This is a genomic window from Lentzea sp. NPDC037011, assembly GCF_055607425.1.
Genome location: NZ_JBVJRT010000001.1, coordinates 443,373 through 463,994, shown reverse-complemented (window position 1 = coordinate 463,994; position 20,622 = coordinate 443,373). Strand labels below are relative to the sequence as shown.

Genomic DNA, 20,622 nt, shown 5'->3' with positions numbered 1-20,622 from the left:
TCTCCAAGGGGTCTTGGCCACGGCGGCGGTGGTCAGATCAAACCAGAGATCAGTCCGCTGCGGAACGCACTGCTTCCGCGACCAGCTCGTCCACCTGGTGCATCAACCGGCGGGCGTCGGTCGGCGTGAAGGTGCTCCACGGCGGCTGGCCGTTGGTGGAACGGCGTTGCTGCAGGTAACGGCCCTCTTCGGTGTCGAAGAACGAGATCACGCGGTCGGGCCGGCAGCGCTTGCCGTACCTGTCGCGGGCCGCCGCGCCGAAGTTCCCGGTCCGCACGACGCCGGTGAACATCGTGACGAGCGCCTTCGCGTCGTCCTCGCGCAGGCCGATGCCGCGGAACGCGGCCTCCATCGACTTCGGTGAACCGTCGGTCCGCGCGGCCGCCTTCTCGATGTCCGCACTCGGCAGCGTGACCGAGAGGCCGGTGCCTGCGGGGTGCTGGGGCAGCACCGACAGGACCGCGGCGGCCAGGCCGGAGCCCGCCCACGGCTGGAACGTCAGCTGGTCGTCCCGCAACGTCGCGAGCGCGCCGTGGTCGCCGTTCGCCACGGCGAGGACGCGCAGGCCGTGACCGAGCCAGAGGCGGCCGTCCGCCTCCCGCTCGGGCTTGGAGAACATCCGCAGCAGACCGTCCAGCTCGGCCGACAGGCCGCGGGAGTTGCCGAGCCGGCGGTGGTCCAGCTGCTGGTGGACGCGGTTCTCCAGCGCGATGCGCTCGTCCCGCGTCCGGCCAGGTGAGGGGACCTTGAGCACGAGCGGCATGGGACCGACGTTCAGCCGCTCCCACACCACGTCGAACTCCTCGGCGGACAGGGTGATCGGCTCCCTCTCCGCCGGGCCGCCGAACAGGCTCACTCCGACAGGCCTCCGATGACCGGGGGCGCGATCATGCGGTCGTCGCCGAACACGTCGTCGGTCTCGACCAGGTAGTCGGCCACCTTGTGCTCGATGTCGTCCTCGCCCTCGCCCTTGGCACCGTGCGCGCCACCGGCGCCCATGCCGGCTCCACCGGCGGCACCGACCTTGCCCGCGGCACCGCCGGGGCCACCGGCAGCGCCCATGCCGCCGGGGCGCAGCGCGTCGGGGCCCATGCCGGGCACGCCGGCCTTCAGGCCGCCCTGACCGGCGCCGACGCCCTGGCCGGAGGCACCGAGCGACCCGGACATCGGGCCGAACGCCTTGCCGCCACCGAGCTGACCACCGCGCACGCCACCGGTGCCACCGGGACCGCTGCGGCCGCCACCGGGCACGCCCGTGGCCGGGCGGGTGAAGACCGGACCGGGCCCCGGCGTCGGGGTCGGCTTCGGCTCGGGCGTCGGCAGGGTCGTCGGCGGGAGGTGGGTCGTGGGGGGCGTCGTGGTCGTCGACGGCGTCGTCCACGACGTGTGCGTGGTGTCACCGGGCGGCGTCCACGTCGGCGTCGGGGAGACCGTGCCGGTGGGCGGCGCGGTCCACGACGGCGTGGTCGTGCCCGTGTTCGTGCCGGTGCCCGTCGGCGAGCTCACGCCCGTCGGGGTGTAGCCGACGTGCTGGTTGTGCGTGCCCGTCTGGCCGGGCGGCGGCGTGTCGATGACGATCTGCGGCGGGTCCGGGAACTCGCCCAGCGTGGAGGAGTTCCACCGGCTGTCGGCCTGGTAGTCCTCCATGACCTTCACGGCCTGGGCGGCGGCGTTGTCGGCGGCCGCCTCCTGGCGCTCGTGGTCGCGCTGCTGGCCGATGACGTGCGCGATGCCGGCCGGACCGGTCAGCGCGCCACCGGCGAAGTCGAGGAAGCCGGGCTTCTCGGCGGTGATCGGGACGACCTCGGGCATCTTCTTGCGCGCCTCGGCGATGAACTCGCCCTGCAGGCGTGCCGAGCTCTCCATGGTCGTGGCGCCCTGGTTCGCGAACCCGGCCCACTCCGCCAGCGGCGACAGCGCGGCGTTCGCGGCGTCGGCGGCGTCGGACTCCCAGTCCGCGCCCATCTTCGCCAGCGCGGCGTGCAGGTTCTCGTTGATCTCCGCGAGCGAGGCGGCGATCGTCTTCCAGCCGCCCTCGACCGGGATGGAGGCGGAGACGCCGGGGCCGGAGTTGATCATCTTGTACAGCTCGGGGTGTGCGTACCCCTGGAAGCGGTGGTCGCTCATCGGTCAGTCCCCTCCTCTCAGCCCTGCAGGTGCTTTCCCCAGAGGGCGGTGTTGTCGCCCTCGACCATGCGGTACTGCTCCTCGATCGCGCGGAGCTGGTCGATGACCCCGATGAGCTGCTTCTTGTAGAACACCAACGCGGCCAGGGCCTTCTCGCTGGTCTGCTCGTTGAACGCCTTGGAGGTCTCGCTGCTGATCGGGTCACCGGCCCAGGGCCTGGTGGGCAGCGCGTCCGACGAACGTTCGATCTTGGCCTCGAACTCGTCCAACGCGCGCTCGAACGCCGCCCTCGCCTGGGGAATGGCGGACGGGTCCACCTTCAGCCTGCGTTGACCGAACTCCGGAGGCGACGAAGTACCCCCACCATCCGCGAGATGCACGGCACACCCTCCTCAGTACGGCCCTCAGGATCGGGGCCGCGTGTGCATTTGGAACGACTTTAGCTCTGATGCATGACGCGGGTGACCGGTTCCCGGTAAAAGCGAGTAGTTCTGCTCACTTCGCCCGGAGCGCCGACCCCGCTGCCTCCGCGAGCGGCTTGGCCCTCTCACACGCGCTGTCCGCCGTGGAGTCATTACCCAGACCGGCGGTCACCGCAACCCTCAACAGCTGCCCTTCGTTGGCGTCGAGGAAGACCTCGCACTGGGCCGTCCTGTTCCCGGACCGGCCGGTGGCGAGGTAGGCGGGGTACCCGGCGACCTCCAGCTCGGTCAGCCCGGTCGCCTGGCCGACCGTCCTCTTCAGCCGGTCGGCGCCACCGTTGACCACGGTGTCGATGCTCCAGAGGAACTTGCGGTCCTCGTAGCTCGTGCCGCACCCCCTGCTGCCTTCGCCGTAGTCGGCATCGGGCGTGCCGGGCTGCACGCTGCGGATGCCGAGCGCGGTCCTGGTCTCGGGGGTCACCAGCGTGCACGGGTCGAGCGCCAGCAGGTCGACGGCCCTGGGGCGGTTCACCGGTGCGCTCTTCGCAGACGTCCCGGTCTGCGTGCCGGTCGAGGTCTGCCCGCCTGCGGAGGGGGTGCCGGGTTCGGTGGAAGAACACCCGGTCAGGACCGCTGCCAGCAGGAACGGGACCACCACGCGACGCATGACGGTCAACGTATCGGATCGCCGAACGCGGAGTGTCGCGATTGCGGTGAGCCGAGTCACCCGCACGGCCCATTGCCGGTGACCCCACTGAAAGGAAACCTTCTTTACGATAACCCGGAGCGCCGCCGCCCCGATGCGTCGAGGAGCGACATGCTGCGCAACCGACCACTACCGGCACTGGTCGTGGCGGCCGTGGGGCTGGCACTGCTGGTGCCCACCACGGCGGCCGCGGGTCCGGTGCCCGGCACGGGAGCGGCGCTGACCGTGACCGCACGGCCCGGTACCGCCTCCACCGTCCCCGACTGGCGCATGCAGAGCAGCGCCAGGGCCGCGCAGGCCGGTGACGTGATCTCCGGACCGGCCTATCCGGACACCGGGTGGCTGACGGTGCCCGCGCGGTCCACCGTCATGGCCGGCCTGGTGGCCAACGGCCGGTACCCGGACGTCCGGTTCTCCGAGAACATGAAGCAGGTCGACGCCGGCGACTTCAAGGTCGCCTGGTGGTACCGCAAGGTGTTCAGCGCCGACCCGCAGCCGGGCGTGCACACGTTCCTCCGGCTCAAGGGCGGCATCATCGCCCGCGGCGAGATCTGGTTGAACGGCAGCAAGGTCGCCGGCACCGACCAGGTCGTCGGCGCGTACCCGACGCACGAGTTCGACGTGACGCCGTTGCTGCGCAAGGGCGACAACGCGCTCGCGATCAAGGCGACGCCGGCCGACCCGCAGAACGAACTGCTGATCCACTTCATCGACTGGGCGCAGCTGCCGCCCGACCGCAACCAGGGGATCTTCCGCGACGTCACGTTCGAACCGAGCGGCCCGGTCTCGCTGCGCAACCCGCGCGTCGACACCGACCTGCCGCTGCCGGCCCTGACCAGCGCGAAGATCACCACGAAGGTCGACGCGCGCAACAACACCGGCCAGCCGGTCACCACCGAGGTCACCGCCGCGGTCGCCGGTCAGGTCCTCAAGCAGCGGGTGCAGCTCGCGGCCAACCAGACCAGGACCGTGACGTTCACCCAGGACCTGCGGGACCCGCGGGTGTGGTGGCCGTTCCAGATGGGCGCGCAGCCGCTCTACGAGGCCGTGCTCACCGCGAACGTCGGCACCACCGCGTCCGACAGCGCGAAGACCACCTTCGGCGTCCGCGAGGTGTCGTCGAGCCTCCGCGGCACCGGACGGCAGTTCACCGTCAACGGCAAGCCGTTCCTGGTGCGCGGCGGTGGCTGGGCCTCGGACCTGTTCCTGCGCACGGACGTGCGCTACGTCGAGGACCAGCTCGACCTCGTGAAGGCCATGGGCATGAACACCCTCCGGCTGGAGGGCAAGCCGGAGAACGACGAGCTCTACGACCTGGCCGACCAGCGCGGCATCATGATCCTCACCGGCTGGGAGTGCTGCTCGAAGTGGGAGCGGTACGACTCGTTCGACGCCGAGGACGACCGGGTCGCCGGCGAGTCCGCGGAGAGCGAGGCGCGGCGCATCCGCAACCACCCGAGCATGATCGGGTTCATGATCGGCTCCGACGCCGCACCCGGCGCCGGCCTGGAGAAGACCTACCTCGACGCGTTGCAGCGGGCCGAGTGGAACCTGCCGGTCATCTCGTCGGCCAAGAACATCGGCTCGCCGCAGCTGGGCAAGCCCGGCATGAAGATGGACGGCCCGTACTGGTGGGAGCCGCCGGTCTACTGGCACACCAAGCAGCTCGGCGGCGCGGCCGGGTTCGCCTCCGAGATCGGCCCCGGCGCGACCATCCCCGAGATGGACGAGCTGAAGAAGTTCCTGTCCGCCGCCGAGATCACCAGGCTCACCGACTACAACGCGACGCAGTACCACCTGTCGCCGTCGGCCACGTTCGACAAGCTGACGTTCTGGGGCACCGCGCTCGACAACCGCTACGGCAAGCCGGCGAACGCCGAGGACCTGGTCCGCAAGGCGCAGCTCGCGAACTACGAGACGAACCGCGCGCAGTTCGAGGCGTTCGGCGACAACTTCAGCGACGCGACCAACCCGTCGACCGGTGTCATCTACTGGATGCTCAACAACGCCTGGCCGACGCTCTACTGGCACCTGTACGACTACTACCTCGCCACCGCGGGGTCGTACTTCGGCGCCAAGGCGGGACTGCGGCCGTTGCACGCCCAGTACTCCTACGACGACAAGTCGCTGTCCGTCATGAACACGAGCCTGCACCCGGCCACCGGCCACCGGCTGCAGATCACCCTGTTCAACCTCGACGGCACGCAGAAGGCCGACGAGACCCGGACCGTGACCGCGGCGGCCAACGGTCCCACCAAGGCCGGCGCGCTGCCGCAGCCGTCCGGGCTGTCCACCACGTACTTCGTGCGCCTGCTGCTCAAGGACGCGGCCGGCCAGGTGGTGGACCGCAACGTCTACTGGCTCTCCACCAAGCCCGACACGCTGAACTACGGCGGTTCCACCTGGTACCACACGCCGCAGTCCGGGTACGCGGACCTCAAAGGCCTCAACGCGTTGAAGCCGGGCACGGTCACCTCGACCGTGTCGACCGCACCCGCCGGTGACGACAGGCAGGTCACCACCGTGACGCTGAAGAACACCGGCAGCACCGTGGCGTTCTTCGTGCGGGCGTCGCTGCGCAAGGGCACCGGCGGTGCCGAGGTGCTGCCGACGCGGTGGAGCGACAACTACGTGACGTTGTGGCCGGGCGAGACCCTGGCGCTGAAGGCCGAGTACCGGTCCTCGTCGCTCGGGTCCGCCCGGCCCGTCGTGGAGGTCTCCGGCCACAACGTGGCGAAGAAGTCGGTCAGCTGAGGTACCGCTCAACCACCACGGCAGGTCGCTCGACCGGTTCGCCCCGGTCGAGCGACCACGCCAGCCGCACGTACTGGGCGTGCGTCCAGGCCAGCGGGGTCGCCGACTGCGTGCCCCGGCCGTCCCACACCTGTTCGGGCAGCATCAGGCCGCTGTTCGCCGTCGCCGCGACCTCCCGCAACCGCTTGGCTGCACTCGCCTTGTCGCCCGCGAGCAGCTCGTACTCGCCGCGTTCACCGCTGAGCAACGGCCACAGCCGCCCGTACGTGCGGGTCGGCTCCGGCCAGTTGATGCCCCACGGGCGGCCGTCCGCGGTCTCGCCGTAGCCGTCCTGCGTGAACCGGTGCCAGTAGCCCTGTTCCTTCAGCTGCGCGTCGACCACGGCGACCGTGTTGCGGATGACCGGGTCGTCGGCGCGCTGCACGCCGAGCCGCACCAGTTCGAGGAAGCTCGGGTCGACGACGGCCCGCTGGTCGATGTCGGTCGGGTTGTTGTCACCGAGGTTGTACTTCGTGCCCTGGTCGGGCTTCCCGTCCTTGGTGACGCGCAGGTAGTACGGCTTGGGCGCGTACGGGCCGGTGCTCGTCGCGGTCCAGCCCTCGACCTGCCGCTGCCACGCGTCGGCCGCGGCGAGGTAGCGGTCGGCGTTCTCCCCGTTGCGCCGCAGGAGGTCCGCGAAGCACACCAGGCCCGCGACCGCGGACGCGATCGTCGCCGGCGAGTACCCGCTCTGGTTCTCCCACCGCTCCTGCTCGCTGAACGGCGCGTCCGGGTAGCTCAGCAGGTAGTCGGCCGAACGGCGCAGAGCGTCCACTGTGGACCTGTCACGCCGGTCCAGGTGCCACGCCAGCAGCAGCGGTGCCGCGGTCTGGTCGAGCTGGACCTTCAGCCACACCGGGGTGCCGTCGACCCGCGTGTTCTGCGGCAGGTGGCCGTCCGGCTCCTGCTGTTCGCGCAGCATGAAGTCCAGCGAGCGCTCGGCGAACCCGCGGTCGCCGGCGGCGATCATGGCGGTGGACACGTGGTAGAGGTCGCGCGGCCACACGAGCGCGTACGGGCCGAGCTCCGGTGCCAGCTCCCGATCGGACCCGAAGGCCCACGGGAAGCTCGGCGACGCGATGGACGCACCGGGGTGCGTCTTGTCCTCGGTCGCCGCCAGCACCATCACGGACATGTCGTAGAGCCGCCGGTCCGCCGACCTCGGCCGCTTCAACCCGTCCAGGTACTGGTGCCAGCCGCGTGCGTACTCCCGTGCCACCACACGGAAATCACGGTTCAGCGCCGCCCGTGCGACACCGTCGCCGAACCCGACGGCGAACGTGCCACGAGCGTGCCGCACGGGTTCGGCGGGCAGCGTGCTCTCGACGGTGCTCGCGCCCTTCATCGGCACGTGGTCGATCGTCAGCTTCATCGGCCGCTTGGCCCAGAACTCCACGTCCGCCAGCACGGCCGCACGCTGCGGATCGGTGACGTAGGTGAGCACGGCGTGCCAGCCCTCACCGCGCAAGCGTTGCCGGAACGTCAACGACCGGTCGTCGGCGGGTTCGGTCCGCGCCTGACCGGGCCTGCCGTCGACCAGCAGCCGGGTCTCGCGGGTCGCCGGGGTGCTCAGGTCGGGGTGGAAGACCTCGGACAGGCCCTGGTGGCCGAGGGTGAACCACACCGGGCTGCCACCTCTGGCCGTGCCGAACCCCTGTTTGTCCGCGGGGAGGGGGACGACCTCAGCGGCGTGCACGACCGGTGTCACCGCCACGAGAAGGAGCACGACGAGCGCCAGGATCTTCATGGCACTCGGAGTTCCCCGACCTAGAGATCACCACGCAGCAGGCTGTCGATGTCCTCGGGCGGACCGGGCCGCGCGAAGAACCAGCCCTGGCCGGTGTCGCAGCCCAGCCGCAGCAGCCGTGCGGCCTGAGCAGGCGTTTCGACGCCCTCGGCGGTGACGCCCAACGACAGCGCGTGCGCCAGCTGCACCAGCGTGGCCACGATCTGCGCGTCGACCGGGTCCTCCTCGTTCTCGGCGCGCAGGCCCTCCATGAACGAACCGGCGATCTTCAGCTCGTGCACGGGCAGGTGCTTGAGGTACGCCAGGTTGGAGTAGCCGGTGCCGAAGTCGTCGATCGCGATGCGCACACCCATGTCGCACAACGCCCGCAGCGCCTCCAACGGCTCGTCGGCGGTGCCCATGATCGCCGACTCGGTCAGCTCCAGCTGCAGGTGGTGCGGCGGCAGCGCGCACTCGTCGAGGATGCGCTTCACGTCCCGCACCAGCTCGGGGTCGCGGGACTGGCGCACGGCGAGGTTCACCGACACGAACGGTGCCGCGTCACCGAACTCGACCAGCCAGCGCCGCGCCTCCTCGCAGGCCTTGCGCAGCACCCACCGTCCCAAGGGGACGATCAGCCCGGTCTCCTCGGCCAGCTCGATGAACCGGTCCGGCGCGAGCCGCCCGAACTCCGGGTGCTGCCAGCGCACCAGCGCCTCGACACCGACGACCGTGGAGTCCTCCAGCCGCACCAGCGGCTGGTACTCGACGTAGAACTCGTCGCGTTCCAACGCGCGCGGCATCGTGGCGGACAACGTGAAGCGGGCGACCTCGCGGGCGTTGCGCTCCGGGTCGTACAACGCCCAGCGCGCCTTGCCGTCGGCCTTCGCCCAGTACAGCGTGATGTCCGCGTCGCGCATCAGGTCGGCGGCCGTGGTGCCGGACAGCTGCCGTTCGACGATGCCGATCGAGGCCGACACCGACAGCTCGTGGCCGGCGATGCGGATCGGTGCCTCCAACTCGGTCAGCACCCGGCCGGCCACGTCGACGATGTCCTGTTCACCGGACGAGCCCTCGACCAGGATCACGAACTCGTCGCCGCCCATGCGGGCGACCAGCTTGCCCTCGCCGGACACCGAGTGGTCGAGCCTGCGCCCGACCTCGACCAGCAGCTGATCGCCGACGTCGTGGCCGAGCGAGTCGTTGATGACCTTGAAACCGTCGAGGTCCAGGTAGCAGAGGCCGGCCCGCTGGTGCTTGCCGCGGTTGTTGAACACCCGGCCGAGGCGTTCCAGGAACAGCGCCCGGTTCGGCAGCCCGGTCAGCGGGTCGTGCAGCGCCTGGTAGCGCAGCCGGTTCTGCAGCAGGTGCCGGTCGGTGACGTCCTCGATCATCGCCACCTGGTACTGCGGCTCGCCGTGGTCGTCGCGGACCAGCGACAGCGTCAGGTGCGTCCACACCTGCTCGCCGTCGGCGCGGTGGAAGCGCTTCTCGGCCCGGTAGTGGTCGCACTCGCCCGCGATGAGCTGGTCGTAGAGCCGCCACACGCTGCCCGCGTCCTCGGGGTGCATGAGGTCGCGCACGTTGTACTGGCGCATCTCCTCGACGCTGAAGCCGAGCATGTCCTGCAACGCCTGGTTGACGTCCAGTATCCGGCCGTCGATGGCGGCGATGCCGATGCCGATCGCGGCCTCGGTGAACATGGCGCGGAACCGGGCCTCCGAGGCCCGCAGCGCCGCCTCGGCTTGGTCGCGGGCGTCCAGCACGGCCGCCCTGATCGCCTCCTGCTCGGCGAGCGTGCGTTCCCGCAGCGCGCGGGCGTACCCGGCGGACAGGGCGCCCTGCAGCGCGGCCAGCCGGGACCGCAACCGCGTGTCCCCGGCCGCGCCCAGCTCGGCCAGCAGGTCGTCACCGAGCAGCTGGACCGTGCGGCCGAGGGTGTCGGTGCCGGTGAAGTGCGCGTCGACCAGCCGGGAGCCGATCTCGTAGCCGGGCTCGGTGCGGAACGGGCTCGCGTAGAGCGCCTCGACCAGCAGCACGGTCAGGTCCTGCAGGTGCTGGGCGACCTCGGCCCTGGTCATGGGGACGTAGCTGGACCCGATGACGGCCGTCGCCCAGCTGCGCGCGAACGACTCGGCACCGGCCAACACGGCCGGGTCCGAGGGAGAGCGGTCGTCGCGCACCCGGTGGTCAACCCGTTCGGTCATCGTCTCGGCCCTAACGCCACGAACGCGCAGCATACGGGCGGTTGCCGTGCGCAGTCACCTTTACGCCTTCCGGCCCAGCGCGCCGAACGCCGGGAAGGGCGTTCGCGAGCCGTTCAGGTCGTCCGGCGACTCGGGCCGCCAGGCCGGCAACCGCACCACACCCGGCTCCACCAGGTCGAACCCGTCGAACAAACGGGTGAACTCAGCCTCGTTGCGGTACGTCATCGGGGTGACGTCGCGGTCGTACACGCTGCGCACGGCCCGGTACGAGCCGGTCTCCTCGTCCGCCTCGTACCCGGCGTGGGAGATGGCGAGGTGGCTGCCCGGTGCGAGCCGGTCGCGGTACCCGCCGATGATGCCCAGCGGGTCCTCCTCGTCGGACACGAAGTGCAGCAGCGCGATCATCAGCACGGCGATCGGCTCGTCGAAGTCCAGCAGGCCGCCGACCTCGGGCGAGCCCAGCACGGCCGCCGGGTCACGCACGTCGGCCTGCAGCACGGCCACCCGTCCGTTGCCGTTCAGCAGCGACCGGCTGTGGGCCACGGCGACCGGGTCGACGTCGACGTAGACGACCTTCGCGGCCGGGTCGGTGCCCTGCGCGATCTCGTGGACGTTGCCCACGGTCGGGATGCCCGAGCCCAGGTCGAGGAACTGCCGGACGCCCGCGCCGAGCAGGTGGCGCACGACCCGGCGCAGGAACGCGCGGTGGTTGAGGATGACGTCGCGCAGCTCGGGCATGACCTCCAGGGCCCGCTGCCCGACCGCGCGGTCGGCCGCGAAGTTGTGCGCACCGCCCAACCAGTAGTCGTAGACCCGTGCGACGCTCGGCCGTTCCAGGTCGATGTCCCCCGGTGCCCAGTTCGGCCGCTCCACCGCTACCTCCACGTCGGATCCGCGCACCCACGTCCTGGGCCGATCCGCCAGCGTTGCACATCGCGCCGTTGGCAGAATGCGGACCTCGTGAGGTTCCTGCGGCTTGCCGATCGGCGCAAGCACCACCAGAAGACCGTGCTGCTCCCCACCCTCCCCGCCTCCCTCGTGGCGTTCCCACGAGCCCGACCTGCCGCTGACGTGGAGGAACTGACGTGAAGTGGCTCTTCGCCGTCATCTCGGCCGCTCTCGTCACCGCGGGCACCGCCGTGGCGCTGTGGTGGCTCAAGGCACCCGCGGTGGAGGTCGTGAAGACCGCCGGTGTCGCCGGTGGTGCCGTCATCGCGGTCTACGCGTTGTGGCTCAACGACCGCAAGCACCTGCTGGAGAGCGACAAGGTCGCCGACGAGCGGTTCGCGCGCTCGGTCGAGCTGCTCGGCAACGAGGCCGACCAGGTGCGCGTGGGCGCGATGCACGCGCTGGTGTGGCTCGCGAACTCGACGCCGCGCTACACGCAGACCGTGCTCGACGTGCTGTGCGCGTACCTGCGCCGCCCGTTCAAGCACCCGTCGTGGGAGCACGACCGCGCGGACCCGGACACGGTGTTCGTCACGGTCGACCCGGAGGTCCAGCGCGAGCAGCAGGTCCGCCGCACCGCGCAACGGCTGATCCGCGACCTGCTGTCGTGGGGGGACAGGAACAGGAAGGACTTCTACGACCTCGACCTGACCGGTGCCGCGCTGGAGTACTTCCAGCTCGACGGGCGGCGGGTGCACCGGTTCGTCTGCCGGCGCGCGCAGTTCTACGGCATCACCGAGTTCCGCGAGCTGCACGTGCGCAGCCGGGCGTTGTTCTCCGGTTCGACCTTCCACGGCCGGCTCTCGGTACCGGAGGCGCGGTTCGAGGGCGGGCTCGCGTTCACCGAGTGCACGTTCCACGGCAAGGTGGACTTCCGCGGTGCCACCGTCGGCACGTTCCTGGCGCTCGTCGACCCGCCACCGCCGGAGCAGGTGGGCGAGCTGAGGTTGTTGCCCGGCACCGCTCTGCGCACGCCGGTGGAGGGCTGGTCGCTATCCGGCGGCGCGCAGGCGCCCCGCCCGCGCCTCGGCGACCACGTCCAGCAGGACGCGCGCGGCGGCGCTGACCGCGTGGCCGGTGACGACCGCGGTCTCGGCAACGGGCACGTCCCCGCGCAGGCCGACGAAGTGCGCCCTGGTGGGCTTGACCGCGAAGGACTGCGGGACGAGCGCAACCCCGAGACCGAACCCGACGAAGTCCAGAAGTGAGTGCACGTCGTTGACCTCGACGGCGACGTGCCGCTCGACCCCGGCCGCGGTGAGGGTGCGGTCGACCTCGTCGCGCGTGCCCCAGTCGGCGTTGAAGTCGACGAACGCCTGCCCCCTCAGCTCGGTCAGCTCGACGCTTTCTTTACCGGCGAACGAACTTTCCGGCGCACACGCGAGCACGAGCGGTTCACTGGCCAAAGTGGACACCCGGAGGTCGTCGGGCATCCTCGGCCGGCGCGTCACGAAGGCGAGGTCGAGCCGCCCGGCGCGGACGTCCTCGACCAGCTCGGCGTTGCCGGACTGGCGCATCCGGATCTCCACGCCGGGGTGCAGCTCGTGGAACCGCGCCAGCACGGCCGGCAGGTGCACCACGTGCAGGCACTGCAGGCTGCCGACGGACAACGTGCCGCGCAGCAGCCCCTGCACGGCGGCCACGGCGTCGCGCGCCGACTCGACGGTGCCCAGCGCGCGCCGTGCCTCCGGGAGCAGCGCGCGGCCCGCCTCGGTCAGCTCGACCTGGCGGGTGGTGCGCAGGAACAGCGGCGCGCCGAGCTCGACCTCCAGCGCGCGGATCGACGCCGACAGCCCCGACTGGGCGATGTGCAGGCGCCGCGCGGCCCTGGTGAAATGGGATTCCTCGGCGACCGCGACGAAGTGCTCCAGCTGCCGGAGTTCCACGATTCATCACCTGCGGTGCTCAATGAGATCACTTCTCTGCGTTGGACAGCTTAATGCAGGTGGAGCAGAGTGGAGGGCATGCAGAAGCGCCGAATCGGAGAAGTCGAGGTCAGCGCCATCGGACTGGGCGGCATGCCCATGTCGGTCCAGGGCCGGCCGGACCGCGCACAGGCCATCGAGACCATCCACGCCGCGCTCGACGCGGGCGTGACGTTCATCGACACCGCCGACGCCTACTCGCTCGACGACAGCGACTTCGGGCACAACGAGGAGCTGATCGCCGAGGGGTTGCGCGGTCGTTCCGAGGAGGTGTTCGTCGCGACGAAGGGCGGTCACACGCGCGTCGAGGGTGGCGGCTGGGCGCTCGACGGACGGCCCGAGTACCTGCGCAAGGCGGTCGACGGGTCGTTGCGGCGGCTGGGTGTAGACCAGATCTTCCTCTACCAGTTCCACCGGCCCGACCCGAAGACGCCGATCACCGAGTCGGTCGGGGCGCTCGCCGAGCTGCTGGACAACGGCAAGATCCGCTACGCGGGCGTGTCGAACTTCAACCCCGAGGAGATCGTGCAGGCCAACGAGGTCCTGGGCGGTCGGCTGGCCGCCGTGCAGAACCAGTTCTCGCCGTCGTTCCGGTCGAGCGAACCGGAGCTGGAGCTGTGCGACAAGCTCGGCATCGCGTTCCTGCCGTGGAGCCCGTTCGGCGGCATCGGCAAGGCGGGCGCGCTGAGCGGGCCGTTCAAGGAGGTCGGCGACGCGCACGGGGTCAGCCCGCACCAGGCCTGCCTGGCGTGGATGCTGGCCAAGTCCGAGGTCGTCATCCCCATCCCGGGTGCTTCCCGGCCGGCGAGCACCACGGACTCGGCAGCGGCGACCCACCTGGAGCTGACCGCGGAGGAGCTGACCCGCCTGGACGGGTGAAGCCGGTGGCCGACTGAGCCGAATGGTCGCACGATCTAGTGCATGCGGACCTTGATCAGCATTGCGGCGATCGTCGCCGGGATGACCCCGGCCCCCGCGTCCGCGGTGCCCTTGCCCGAGGGCTCCGCGGACCACTTCGCGGGTTCACAGATCCTCCGGCACGAGGGGGTGGGGACCCGGACGGCCGCAGCACCACCGGCAGACGGCAAGGTGCCCGGCATGGACGTCAGCAGCCACCAGGGTGACGTCGACTGGGCGGACTCGTGGGCCAAGGGTGCGCGGTTCGCCTACGTCAAGGCGACCGAGGGCACCGACTACAAGAACCCGGACTACGCCCAGCAGTACAACGGCTCGCTCGGCGTCGGCATGATCCGCGGCGCGTACCACTTCGCGCTGCCCGACCGCTCCGACGGCGCCGAGCAGGCGAACTTCTTCGTCGACAACGGCGGGGGCTGGACACCGAACAGCAAGACCCTGCCACCCGCGCTGGACATGGAGTACAACCCGTACGGCGACACCTGTTACGACATGTCCCAGGCGGAGCTGACGACGTGGGTGCGCTCGTTCAGCGACACGGTCTACGCGCGCACGAAACGGTATCCGGCGATCTACACGTCCACGAACTGGTGGAACAAGTGCGTCGGCGGCTCGTACAACTTCGGCGAGCACCACCCGTTGTGGATCGCGCGCTACGCCGACGAGCTCGGACCGCTCCCGGCCGGCTTCACCTTCCACACCATCTGGCAGTGGCAGGCCGCCGGCTTCTTCCCCGGCGACCAGAACCTCTTCAACGGCAAGTACGACCAACTGGCCCGCCTGGCCGCCCGCTGACCGCTCAACGCACGCGGGGAGCTTTCGTACTCTCCGAGAGTACGAAAGCTCCCCGCGTGCGGTTGAAGCGTCAGTCGAACAGGGCTGGGAGGGTGGCTTCCCAGGCCTCGCGGAGCTCGGTCAGGGGCAGCGAGCCGAGGTCCTGGATCTCCAGGGCGCCCGACTCCGGGTCGACGACGCCGACCTTGCGCCACGGCAGAGCGCGCGCGGTGCACATGTCGGTGAAGCGCTGCTCCTCGGTGCGAGGAACGGCCACGAGCACACGGCCGGCCGACTCGCTGAAGAGCTCGGTGAACAGGTCGCCCTCCAGGAAGACCCGCGCACCCGTCTCGCCGATGAGGCACGTCTCGACCAGGGCCTGGGCCAGACCGCCCTCGGACAGGTCGTGCGCGGCGGAGACCATGCCGTCGCGGGAACCCGCGACGAGGACCTCGCCGAGCAGCTTCTCGCGCTGCAGGTCGACCTTCGGCGGCAGACCGCCGAGGTGGCGGTGGACGACGTGCGCCCACTCCGACCCGCCGAACTCGGCGCGCGTCTCACCGAGCAGCAGCAGCGTCTCGCCGGCCTCGGCCCCGATCCCGGTGGGGATGCGGCGCCGCACGTCGTCGATCACGCCGAGCACGCCCACGACCGGCGTCGGCAGGATCGCCGTGGAACCGGTCTGGTTGTAGAAGCTGACGTTGCCGCCGGTCACCGGGATGCCCAGCTCCACGCAGCCGTCCGCGAGGCCCTTCACGGCCTGCTCGAACTGCCACATGACACCGGGGTCCTCCGGCGAGCCGAAGTTGAGGCAGTTCGTGACCGCGACCGGCGTGGCACCGGTGGCGGCGACGTTGCGGTAGGCCTCGGCCAGCGCCAGCTGCGCACCCGCGTACGGGTCGAGCTTGGTGTAGCGGCCGTTGCAGTCGGTCGAGAGCGCCACACCGCGGTGCGTGTCCTCGCCGATGCGGATCATGCCGCCGTCGCTGGGCTGCGCCAGGACCGTGCCACCGCGCACGTACCGGTCGTACTGCTGGGTGACCCACCGCTTGGAGGCCAGGTTGGGGCTGGCCGCCTGGGACTTGATCAGCTCCAGCAGCTCGTCCTTCGCGGGCTTCGCGAGGGCGTCCGGCGTGTTGGCCTGCAGCTCGTCCTGGTCGGCGGGCCGCTGGATCGGCCGGTTGTAGACCGGGCCCTCGTGGGCGACGGTCCGCGGCGGCACGTCCACGACGACCTCGTCGTGGTACGTGATGACCAGGCGGTCGCCTTCCGTCACCTCACCGATCTCGGTGGCGATGACGTCCCACTTGCGGCAGACCTCCATGAACGCGTCGACGTTGTGCGGCTCGACGACCGCGCACATGCGTTCCTGGGACTCGCTGGACAGGATCTCCGCCGGCGTCATGCCCGTGGCCCGCAGCGGAACGCGGTCGAGCCACACGTGCATGCCGCCGTCGCCCGCGGACGCCAGCTCGCTCGTGGCGCAGGACAGGCCCGCGCCGCCGAGGTCCTGGATGCCGACGACGATGCCCTTCTCGAAGAGCTCCAGGGAGCACTCGATCAGCACCTTCTCGGTGAACGGGTCGCCGACCTGCACGCTCGGCAGCTTCTTGCGCTTGCCGGCCGTGTCGTCGAACGTCTCGCTCGCGAGCACGGACACGCCACCGATGCCGTCGAGGCCGGTGCGCGCGCCGTAGAGGATGACCTTGTTGCCGGCACCGGACGCGTGCGCCAGGTGCAGGTCCTCGACCTTCATCGCGCCGACGCACAGCGCGTTGACCAGCGGGTTGCCCTGGTAGGTCTCGTCGAACACGACCTCGCCGCCGATGTTCGGCAGGCCGAGGCAGTTGCCGTAGCCGCCGACGCCCGCGACGATGCCGGGCAGCACGCGCCTGGTGTCGGGCGCGTCCGGCGCGCCGAAGCGCAGCGGGTCCATGACCGCGAGCGGCCGGGCACCCATCGCGAGGATGTCGCGCACGATGCCGCCGACCCCCGTCGCCGCACCCTGGTAGGGCTCGACGTAGGACGGGTGGTTGTGGCTCTCGGCCTTGAACGTGACCGCCCAGCCGTCACCGATGTCGACCACACCGGCGTTCTCGCCGATGCCCGCGAGCATCTTCGACTTCATCTCGTCGGTCGTGGTCTCGCCGAAGTACTTCAGGTGCACCTTGGACGACTTGTAGGAGCAGTGCTCGCTCCACATGACCGAGTACATGGCGAGCTCGGCGTCCGTCGGCCTGCGGCCGAGGATCTCCTTGATGCGCGCGTACTCGTCGTCCTTCAGGCCCAGCTCCTTGTAGGGCTGCTCCTGGTCGGGGGTGCTCTCGGCGTTCTTGACGGTGTCCACGGTCATGCCTTCACCTGCACTGCGTCGAGGAGGGACAGGAACATCCCCAGTCCGTCGTCCGTCGGGCCGGTGAGCGCGTCGATCGCGTGCTCGGGGTGCGGCATGAGGCCGACGACGTTGCCCCTGGCGTTCGTGATGCCCGCGATGTTGTTGCGGCTGCCGTTGGGGTTCTCGCCGACGTACCGGAAGACGACGCGGCCTTCACCTTCGAGCTCGTCGAGGGTCCGGTCGTCGGCCTGGTAGCCGCCCTCACCCGACTTCAGCGGCACGAGGACCTCGGCGCCGGCGTCGTAACGGGTGGTCCACGCGGTGCTGTTGTTCTCGACCTTCAACCACTGGTCGCGGCACACGAAGTGCAGCTTGTGGTTGCGGACCAGCGCACCCGGCAGCAGGTGGGCCTCGGCGAGGATCTGGAAGCCGTTGCAGATGCCCAGCACGGGCATCCCCTTGTTCGCGGCCTCGACCACCTCCTGCATGACCGGCGCGAACCGGGCGATGGCACCGCAGCGCAGGTAGTCGCCGTAGGAGAACCCGCCGGGGACGATGACCGCGTCGACGCCCTTCAGGTCGTGGTCGCCGTGCCAGAGCGGCACGGCCTCCCCGTCCGCGTACCTGACGGCTCGCTGTGCGTCGACGTCGTCGAGGGTGCCGGGGAAGGTGATGACCCCGACCCTCATGCGTCGACCCTGCGCACGGTCCAGTCCTCGATCACGGGGTTCGCGAGGAAGGTCTCAGCGATCTTGGCGAGCGTGGCGTCGTCGACGTCGTCGGCGACCTCCAGCTCGAAGTGCTTGCCCTGGCGGACAGCGGTGATGCCGTCAAAACCGAGGCGCGGCAGCGCGTTCGCCACCGCCTGGCCTTGCGGGTCGAGAATTTCGGGCTTCGGCATGACGTCGACGACGACTCGGGCCACGACAGACTGCTCCCGGGATTCGAGGGGGCTGGCGGTACCCGGAGAGCCTACCTGACCTGGGTGTTCATCAACTCGACAGGTGTTCGGGGGCACATCTTCACCGGGTTCCACCATCGGGTGAAGCGGCTTGTCCGGGCCACGGGTCCTGCTATTCTTGACTCAGCTTCGGCCCGTAAGCCGGAGAAGTGAGCACGGTGCCCGTCCGGACGGTCGGCCGCCGTGCTTCGCGCTTTCTAGGGCCTTCGCGTGTCGATGACGGTCCCGATCAGCGGTCGTGACCGGCGTAGCCAGTCACCGCCCGCGCCGTAACACCAAGCCACGATGTCCGCGATCCACAGCAACGGGTCGTTCTCGCTGGGCAGGTGCTCGTAGAACAACCCCGTGCCCCACGCGGACTTGCCGAGCGTCGTTCGGATGGTCAGCAGGTCGTGGTCGTCGCGGATCTCACGGCTGTCGAACACCAACCGCGTCACGCCGGCTTTCAGCACGTCGTCCGTCAGGCGGGAGACGCACGTCTGCCGCGCCCGCTCCTCACCCTTCCGGCAGCAGGCGAGGTAGATGTCGACCTGGACCAAGGCCGGTCCCAGAGCGGACAGGATCTGCTTGCGCCGAGCCGGTGTCTCCTTCTTGAAGTGCAGCTCGCGCTGGTTCGGCATGCGCAGGCCCATGAGCAGCTTGCGCAATTTGGTCAGTTGGCCGGGCGAGACCAGTGCGACGGCCAGCAGGTAGGTGTTGTTTCGCCGCGACTCGTCGACGAAGGCGTGCAGACTCACGGAACGTTCATCGGCCGGGGCCGAACGACACTGCAGGAAGTCCAGCCGATCGAGCGCGTTTCGCCGTCAGCGGAGCGCGCTGGCGTCCGGGGTGTTCCGGACGGATGCTGGGATCATGAAGATCCTGGTGCTCGGCGGAACCGTGTTCCTCAGCAAGGCCGTCACGGCGGAGGCGGTCCGCCGGGGCCACGACGTGGTGTGCGGTGCTCGTGGCGCCTCGGGCGAAGTACCCGAAGGTGCGCGCCTGGTCTCGATGGACAGGAACCGGCCCGGCGCGTTCGACCAGCTCGCCGGGGAGCGGTTCGACGCCGTCATCGACGTGTCGAAGTACTCGGTGACCTGGGTGCGGGACGCGTTGGAGGCGTTCGGGGCGACCACGCCGCACTGGACGTTCGTCAGCAGCATCTCGGTCTACGCCGACCACGCGTCGGGCAGCGACGAGCTGTTGCCGCCGCTGGAGGACGATCCGGCGCAGGAGTTCACGTCGGAGCGGTACGGCAGCGTCAAGGTCGCGAGCGAGAACGCGGTCAGGGAGGCCGTGCAGGGCAAGGAGTTCATCGTCAGGGCCGGGCTGATCACCGGGCCGGACGACCCGAGCGACCGGTTCGGGTACTGGCCCGCCAGGCTCAGCAGAGGTGGCCGGGTGGTGGTGCCGGACAGCCCTGAGCTGGGGTTCCAGCACATCGACGTGCGGGACCTGGCGCGGTGGATCGTGTTCGCGGCCGAGGAGCGGGTGACCGGCACGTTCGACTCGACCGGGCCGGTCATGCCGTTCCAGATGGCCATCGGGGAGATCGCCGGGGCCACGGCGGCGCCGGGGACGCAGCTCGTGCCGGTGGCGGAGAGCGTGCTCGAACAGCTCGGGGTCAACCCGTGGGCCGGGCCGCGGTCGTTGCCGCTGTGGTTGCCGCGGGAGTGGGCGAAGATGGTCGGCCGCGACGTCAGCGCCGCGCTGGCGAACGGGTTGCGGACCAGGCCGCTGGCCGAGACCGCGCTCGATTCGCTGGAGTACGAGCGCGGCCTCGGCGTGGACAGGCCCCGCAAGGCGGGACTGACGCCCGACGAGGAGGCGGAGGTCCTTACAGCAGCGGGTTGACCTGCGCGGCGACGAGGTCGATGCGCACGCCCTGGTTCGGGCAGCCGCCGAAGTGGTGCAGCCCGATCACCTTGTGCGTGCGCCTCGACAGCACCGGCGAACCGGACGAACCGCCCTCGGTGTCGCACATGTAGCTGATGTCGGACTGCGACGAGCTGCCGTTGACCCGTACGGCCCGCACGGCGCAGTAGCCGCCGCCGTTGCTGTCGTCGCGCAACGACAGCTTCTTCAGCTTCCCGGCCGGGTGGCCGACGATGTACATCTCCTCACCCACGGCCGGAACGCGCGCGTCCAGCTCGAGGTAGCCGAACGAGCTGATGGCCGCGAAGTTGTTCACGGTGAAGAGGGTGTAGTCCAGCGCGGCGCTGTACTTCAGGACCTGGGCCGCCAGCACCTTCGTGACGGTGGCCGTGGCCGTGCCGCCGCAGGTGGGGCACTGGTAGTTGAACCACACCTCGATGCCGGTGGTGCTGGTGAAGCAGTGCTCGTTGGTCAGCATGCGGTTGTTGGGGCCGACCCGCCACGCGGTGCACAGCGAGCTGCCGTTGCGCAGCAGCTTCGCCACGGCCGGCGTCTTGCCCCACTCGGTCGGGTTGCTGGACTGGTAGCAGACGGCGTCCTTGTAGTCGTTCGTGCCGCAGATGCTCTGCACGGACGGCTGCGCGGACATCTCCGCCTCGGTGTAGCCGCGGGTGAGCTTGTCGACGCGGGCGCGGCTGAGCGGGCTGCTCACCGACACCACCGCCCTGTCGCCGGTGATCGACATGGCCCAGAAGCCGGTCGCGTCGACGGTGGCGGTCAGCGAGGACTTCAGGTCGCGGGTGTAGGTGTACTTCTCGGTGCCGTCAGGGTTCGACACCGTGAGCACGTCACCCGGCAGAATGCGCAGATCCGTGAAATGCAGCTTCACGTATCCCGATCCGGGCCGTTCGACGGTCGTCGAACGGCTG

17 protein-coding genes and 1 pseudogene are annotated in these 20,622 nt (G+C 70.2%); 5 read left to right on the top strand and 13 right to left on the bottom strand.

The genetic code is table 11. The features are described 5' to 3' along the window. Positions 1–49 precede the first annotated feature (49 nt). The 4 genes from ACZ7CH_RS02350 to ACZ7CH_RS02335 form a co-directional block, all read right to left on the bottom strand. Positions 50–856, bottom strand: coding sequence for an ESX secretion-associated protein EspG (locus ACZ7CH_RS02350; protein ID WP_458429996.1), 807 nt, complete (start codon positions 854–856; stop codon positions 50–52). Next, positions 853–2,127, bottom strand: a complete 1,275-nt coding sequence (locus tag ACZ7CH_RS02345; RefSeq protein ID WP_470369849.1) for a PPE domain-containing protein — start codon at positions 2,125–2,127, stop codon at positions 853–855. The genes ACZ7CH_RS02350 and ACZ7CH_RS02345 overlap by 4 nt, the downstream gene beginning before the upstream one ends. Positions 2,128–2,144: 17 nt before the next feature. Further along, positions 2,145–2,444 (bottom strand): transcriptional regulator, encoded by a 300-nt coding sequence (locus tag ACZ7CH_RS02340; protein ID WP_360394387.1) that lies wholly within the window; start codon positions 2,442–2,444, stop codon positions 2,145–2,147. A 178-nt stretch (positions 2,445–2,622) separates the two neighbouring features. Then, the gene (locus tag ACZ7CH_RS02335; RefSeq protein WP_360394384.1) at positions 2,623–3,216 is read right to left on the bottom strand and encodes a DUF3558 domain-containing protein; all 594 of its coding nucleotides are present in this window, start codon (positions 3,214–3,216) and stop codon (positions 2,623–2,625) included. 150 nt (positions 3,217–3,366) lie between these two features. Between ACZ7CH_RS02335 and ACZ7CH_RS02330 the strand changes: the two genes are divergently transcribed. Then, a complete protein-coding gene (locus ACZ7CH_RS02330; protein WP_470372997.1) occupies positions 3,367–6,009 on the top strand; it encodes a glycoside hydrolase family 2 protein in 2,643 nt (880 codons plus the stop codon). Here ACZ7CH_RS02330 and ACZ7CH_RS02325 read toward each other — a convergent pair. Genes ACZ7CH_RS02325 through ACZ7CH_RS02315 form a run of 3 tightly spaced genes read right to left on the bottom strand, consistent with a single transcriptional unit; the run spans position 6,002 to position 10,866 of the window. After that, positions 6,002–7,795: a glycoside hydrolase family 15 protein gene (locus ACZ7CH_RS02325; RefSeq protein WP_470372996.1), complete on the bottom strand. Its 1,794-nt coding sequence runs from the start codon at positions 7,793–7,795 to the stop codon at positions 6,002–6,004. The two genes, ACZ7CH_RS02330 and ACZ7CH_RS02325, sit on opposite strands and share 8 nt — an antisense overlap. Positions 7,796–7,815: 20 nt before the next feature. Further along, positions 7,816–9,981 (bottom strand): putative bifunctional diguanylate cyclase/phosphodiesterase, encoded by a 2,166-nt coding sequence (locus ACZ7CH_RS02320; RefSeq protein ID WP_360394376.1) that lies wholly within the window; start codon positions 9,979–9,981, stop codon positions 7,816–7,818. 60 nt (positions 9,982–10,041) lie between these two features. Further along, positions 10,042–10,866, bottom strand: coding sequence for an SAM-dependent methyltransferase (locus ACZ7CH_RS02315; protein ID WP_470372995.1), 825 nt, complete (start codon positions 10,864–10,866; stop codon positions 10,042–10,044). Positions 10,867–11,321: 455 nt separating this feature from the next. On the opposite strand from ACZ7CH_RS02315, the pseudogene ACZ7CH_RS02310 reads away from it, so the two are divergent. Further along, a pseudogene (locus tag ACZ7CH_RS02310) lies at positions 11,322–11,771 on the top strand (hypothetical protein); the annotation flags it as partial. Positions 11,772–11,921: 150 nt separating this feature from the next. Here ACZ7CH_RS02310 and ACZ7CH_RS02305 read toward each other — a convergent pair. Further along, positions 11,922–12,815 (bottom strand): LysR family transcriptional regulator, encoded by an 894-nt coding sequence (locus ACZ7CH_RS02305; protein WP_470372994.1) that lies wholly within the window; start codon positions 12,813–12,815, stop codon positions 11,922–11,924. A 78-nt stretch (positions 12,816–12,893) separates the two neighbouring features. Between ACZ7CH_RS02305 and ACZ7CH_RS02300 the strand changes: the two genes are divergently transcribed. Together ACZ7CH_RS02300 and ACZ7CH_RS02295 are read left to right on the top strand one after the other, a co-directional pair. Continuing rightward, entirely contained in the window at positions 12,894–13,733 is an 840-nt protein-coding gene (locus ACZ7CH_RS02300; RefSeq protein ID WP_360394368.1) for an aldo/keto reductase, read from the top strand. A gap of 42 nt (positions 13,734–13,775) precedes the next feature. Beyond that, on the top strand, positions 13,776–14,564 hold the full coding sequence (locus tag ACZ7CH_RS02295; protein ID WP_360394365.1) for a lysozyme: 789 nt from the start codon (positions 13,776–13,778) through the stop codon (positions 14,562–14,564). Positions 14,565–14,634: 70 nt separating this feature from the next. Here ACZ7CH_RS02295 and purL read toward each other — a convergent pair whose 3' ends face one another. The 4 genes from purL to ACZ7CH_RS02275 form a co-directional block, all read right to left on the bottom strand. Then, entirely contained in the window at positions 14,635–16,896 is a 2,262-nt protein-coding gene (gene purL / locus ACZ7CH_RS02290; RefSeq protein WP_470369843.1) for a phosphoribosylformylglycinamidine synthase subunit PurL, read from the bottom strand. Continuing rightward, positions 16,893–17,567: a phosphoribosylformylglycinamidine synthase subunit PurQ gene (purQ, locus tag ACZ7CH_RS02285; RefSeq protein ID WP_360394360.1), complete on the bottom strand. Its 675-nt coding sequence runs from the start codon at positions 17,565–17,567 to the stop codon at positions 16,893–16,895. Before purQ ends, purL begins: the two co-directional genes overlap by 4 nt. Further along, positions 17,564–17,803 carry a phosphoribosylformylglycinamidine synthase subunit PurS gene (gene purS, locus ACZ7CH_RS02280; protein ID WP_053739663.1) on the bottom strand — a complete coding sequence of 80 codons (240 nt, stop codon included), beginning with the start codon at positions 17,801–17,803 and terminating at the stop codon, positions 17,564–17,566. The genes purQ and purS overlap by 4 nt, the downstream gene beginning before the upstream one ends. Positions 17,804–18,036: 233 nt before the next feature. Continuing rightward, a complete protein-coding gene (locus ACZ7CH_RS02275) occupies positions 18,037–18,576 on the bottom strand; it encodes a hypothetical protein (RefSeq protein ID WP_360394357.1) in 540 nt (179 codons plus the stop codon). Between the two features lie 115 nt (positions 18,577–18,691). Here ACZ7CH_RS02275 and ACZ7CH_RS02270 point away from each other — a divergent pair, with 115 nt between their 5' ends. Next, the gene (locus ACZ7CH_RS02270) at positions 18,692–19,672 is read left to right on the top strand and encodes an NAD-dependent epimerase/dehydratase family protein (RefSeq protein ID WP_360394354.1); all 981 of its coding nucleotides are present in this window, start codon (positions 18,692–18,694) and stop codon (positions 19,670–19,672) included. On the opposite strand, the gene ACZ7CH_RS02265 is transcribed toward ACZ7CH_RS02270, so the two are convergent. Then, a complete protein-coding gene (locus tag ACZ7CH_RS02265; protein WP_360394351.1) occupies positions 19,656–20,582 on the bottom strand; it encodes a trypsin-like serine peptidase in 927 nt (308 codons plus the stop codon). The genes ACZ7CH_RS02270 and ACZ7CH_RS02265 overlap by 17 nt on opposite strands. Positions 20,583–20,622: the final 40 nt, after the last annotated feature.

What these genes read in the sequence shown, in the direction of transcription:
- ACZ7CH_RS02330 (WP_470372997.1), top strand. Translation starts at nt 3,367, where the DNA reads ATGCTGCGCAACCGACCACTACCGGCACTGGTCGTGGCGGCCGTGGGG.
- purQ (WP_360394360.1), bottom strand. Translation starts at nt 17,567, where the DNA reads ATGAGGGTCGGGGTCATCACCTTCCCCGGCACCCTCGACGACGTCGAC.
- ACZ7CH_RS02270 (WP_360394354.1), top strand. Translation starts at nt 18,692, where the DNA reads ATGAAGATCCTGGTGCTCGGCGGAACCGTGTTCCTCAGCAAGGCCGTC.
- ACZ7CH_RS02300 (WP_360394368.1), top strand. Translation starts at nt 12,894, where the DNA reads ATGCAGAAGCGCCGAATCGGAGAAGTCGAGGTCAGCGCCATCGGACTG.
- purL (WP_470369843.1), bottom strand. Translation starts at nt 16,896, where the DNA reads ATGACCGTGGACACCGTCAAGAACGCCGAGAGCACCCCCGACCAGGAG.
- ACZ7CH_RS02295 (WP_360394365.1), top strand. Translation starts at nt 13,776, where the DNA reads ATGCGGACCTTGATCAGCATTGCGGCGATCGTCGCCGGGATGACCCCG.
- ACZ7CH_RS02335 (WP_360394384.1), bottom strand. Translation starts at nt 3,216, where the DNA reads ATGCGTCGCGTGGTGGTCCCGTTCCTGCTGGCAGCGGTCCTGACCGGG.
- ACZ7CH_RS02320 (WP_360394376.1), bottom strand. Translation starts at nt 9,981, where the DNA reads ATGACCGAACGGGTTGACCACCGGGTGCGCGACGACCGCTCTCCCTCG.
- ACZ7CH_RS02325 (WP_470372996.1), bottom strand. Translation starts at nt 7,795, where the DNA reads ATGAAGATCCTGGCGCTCGTCGTGCTCCTTCTCGTGGCGGTGACACCG.
- ACZ7CH_RS02345 (WP_470369849.1), bottom strand. Translation starts at nt 2,127, where the DNA reads ATGAGCGACCACCGCTTCCAGGGGTACGCACACCCCGAGCTGTACAAG.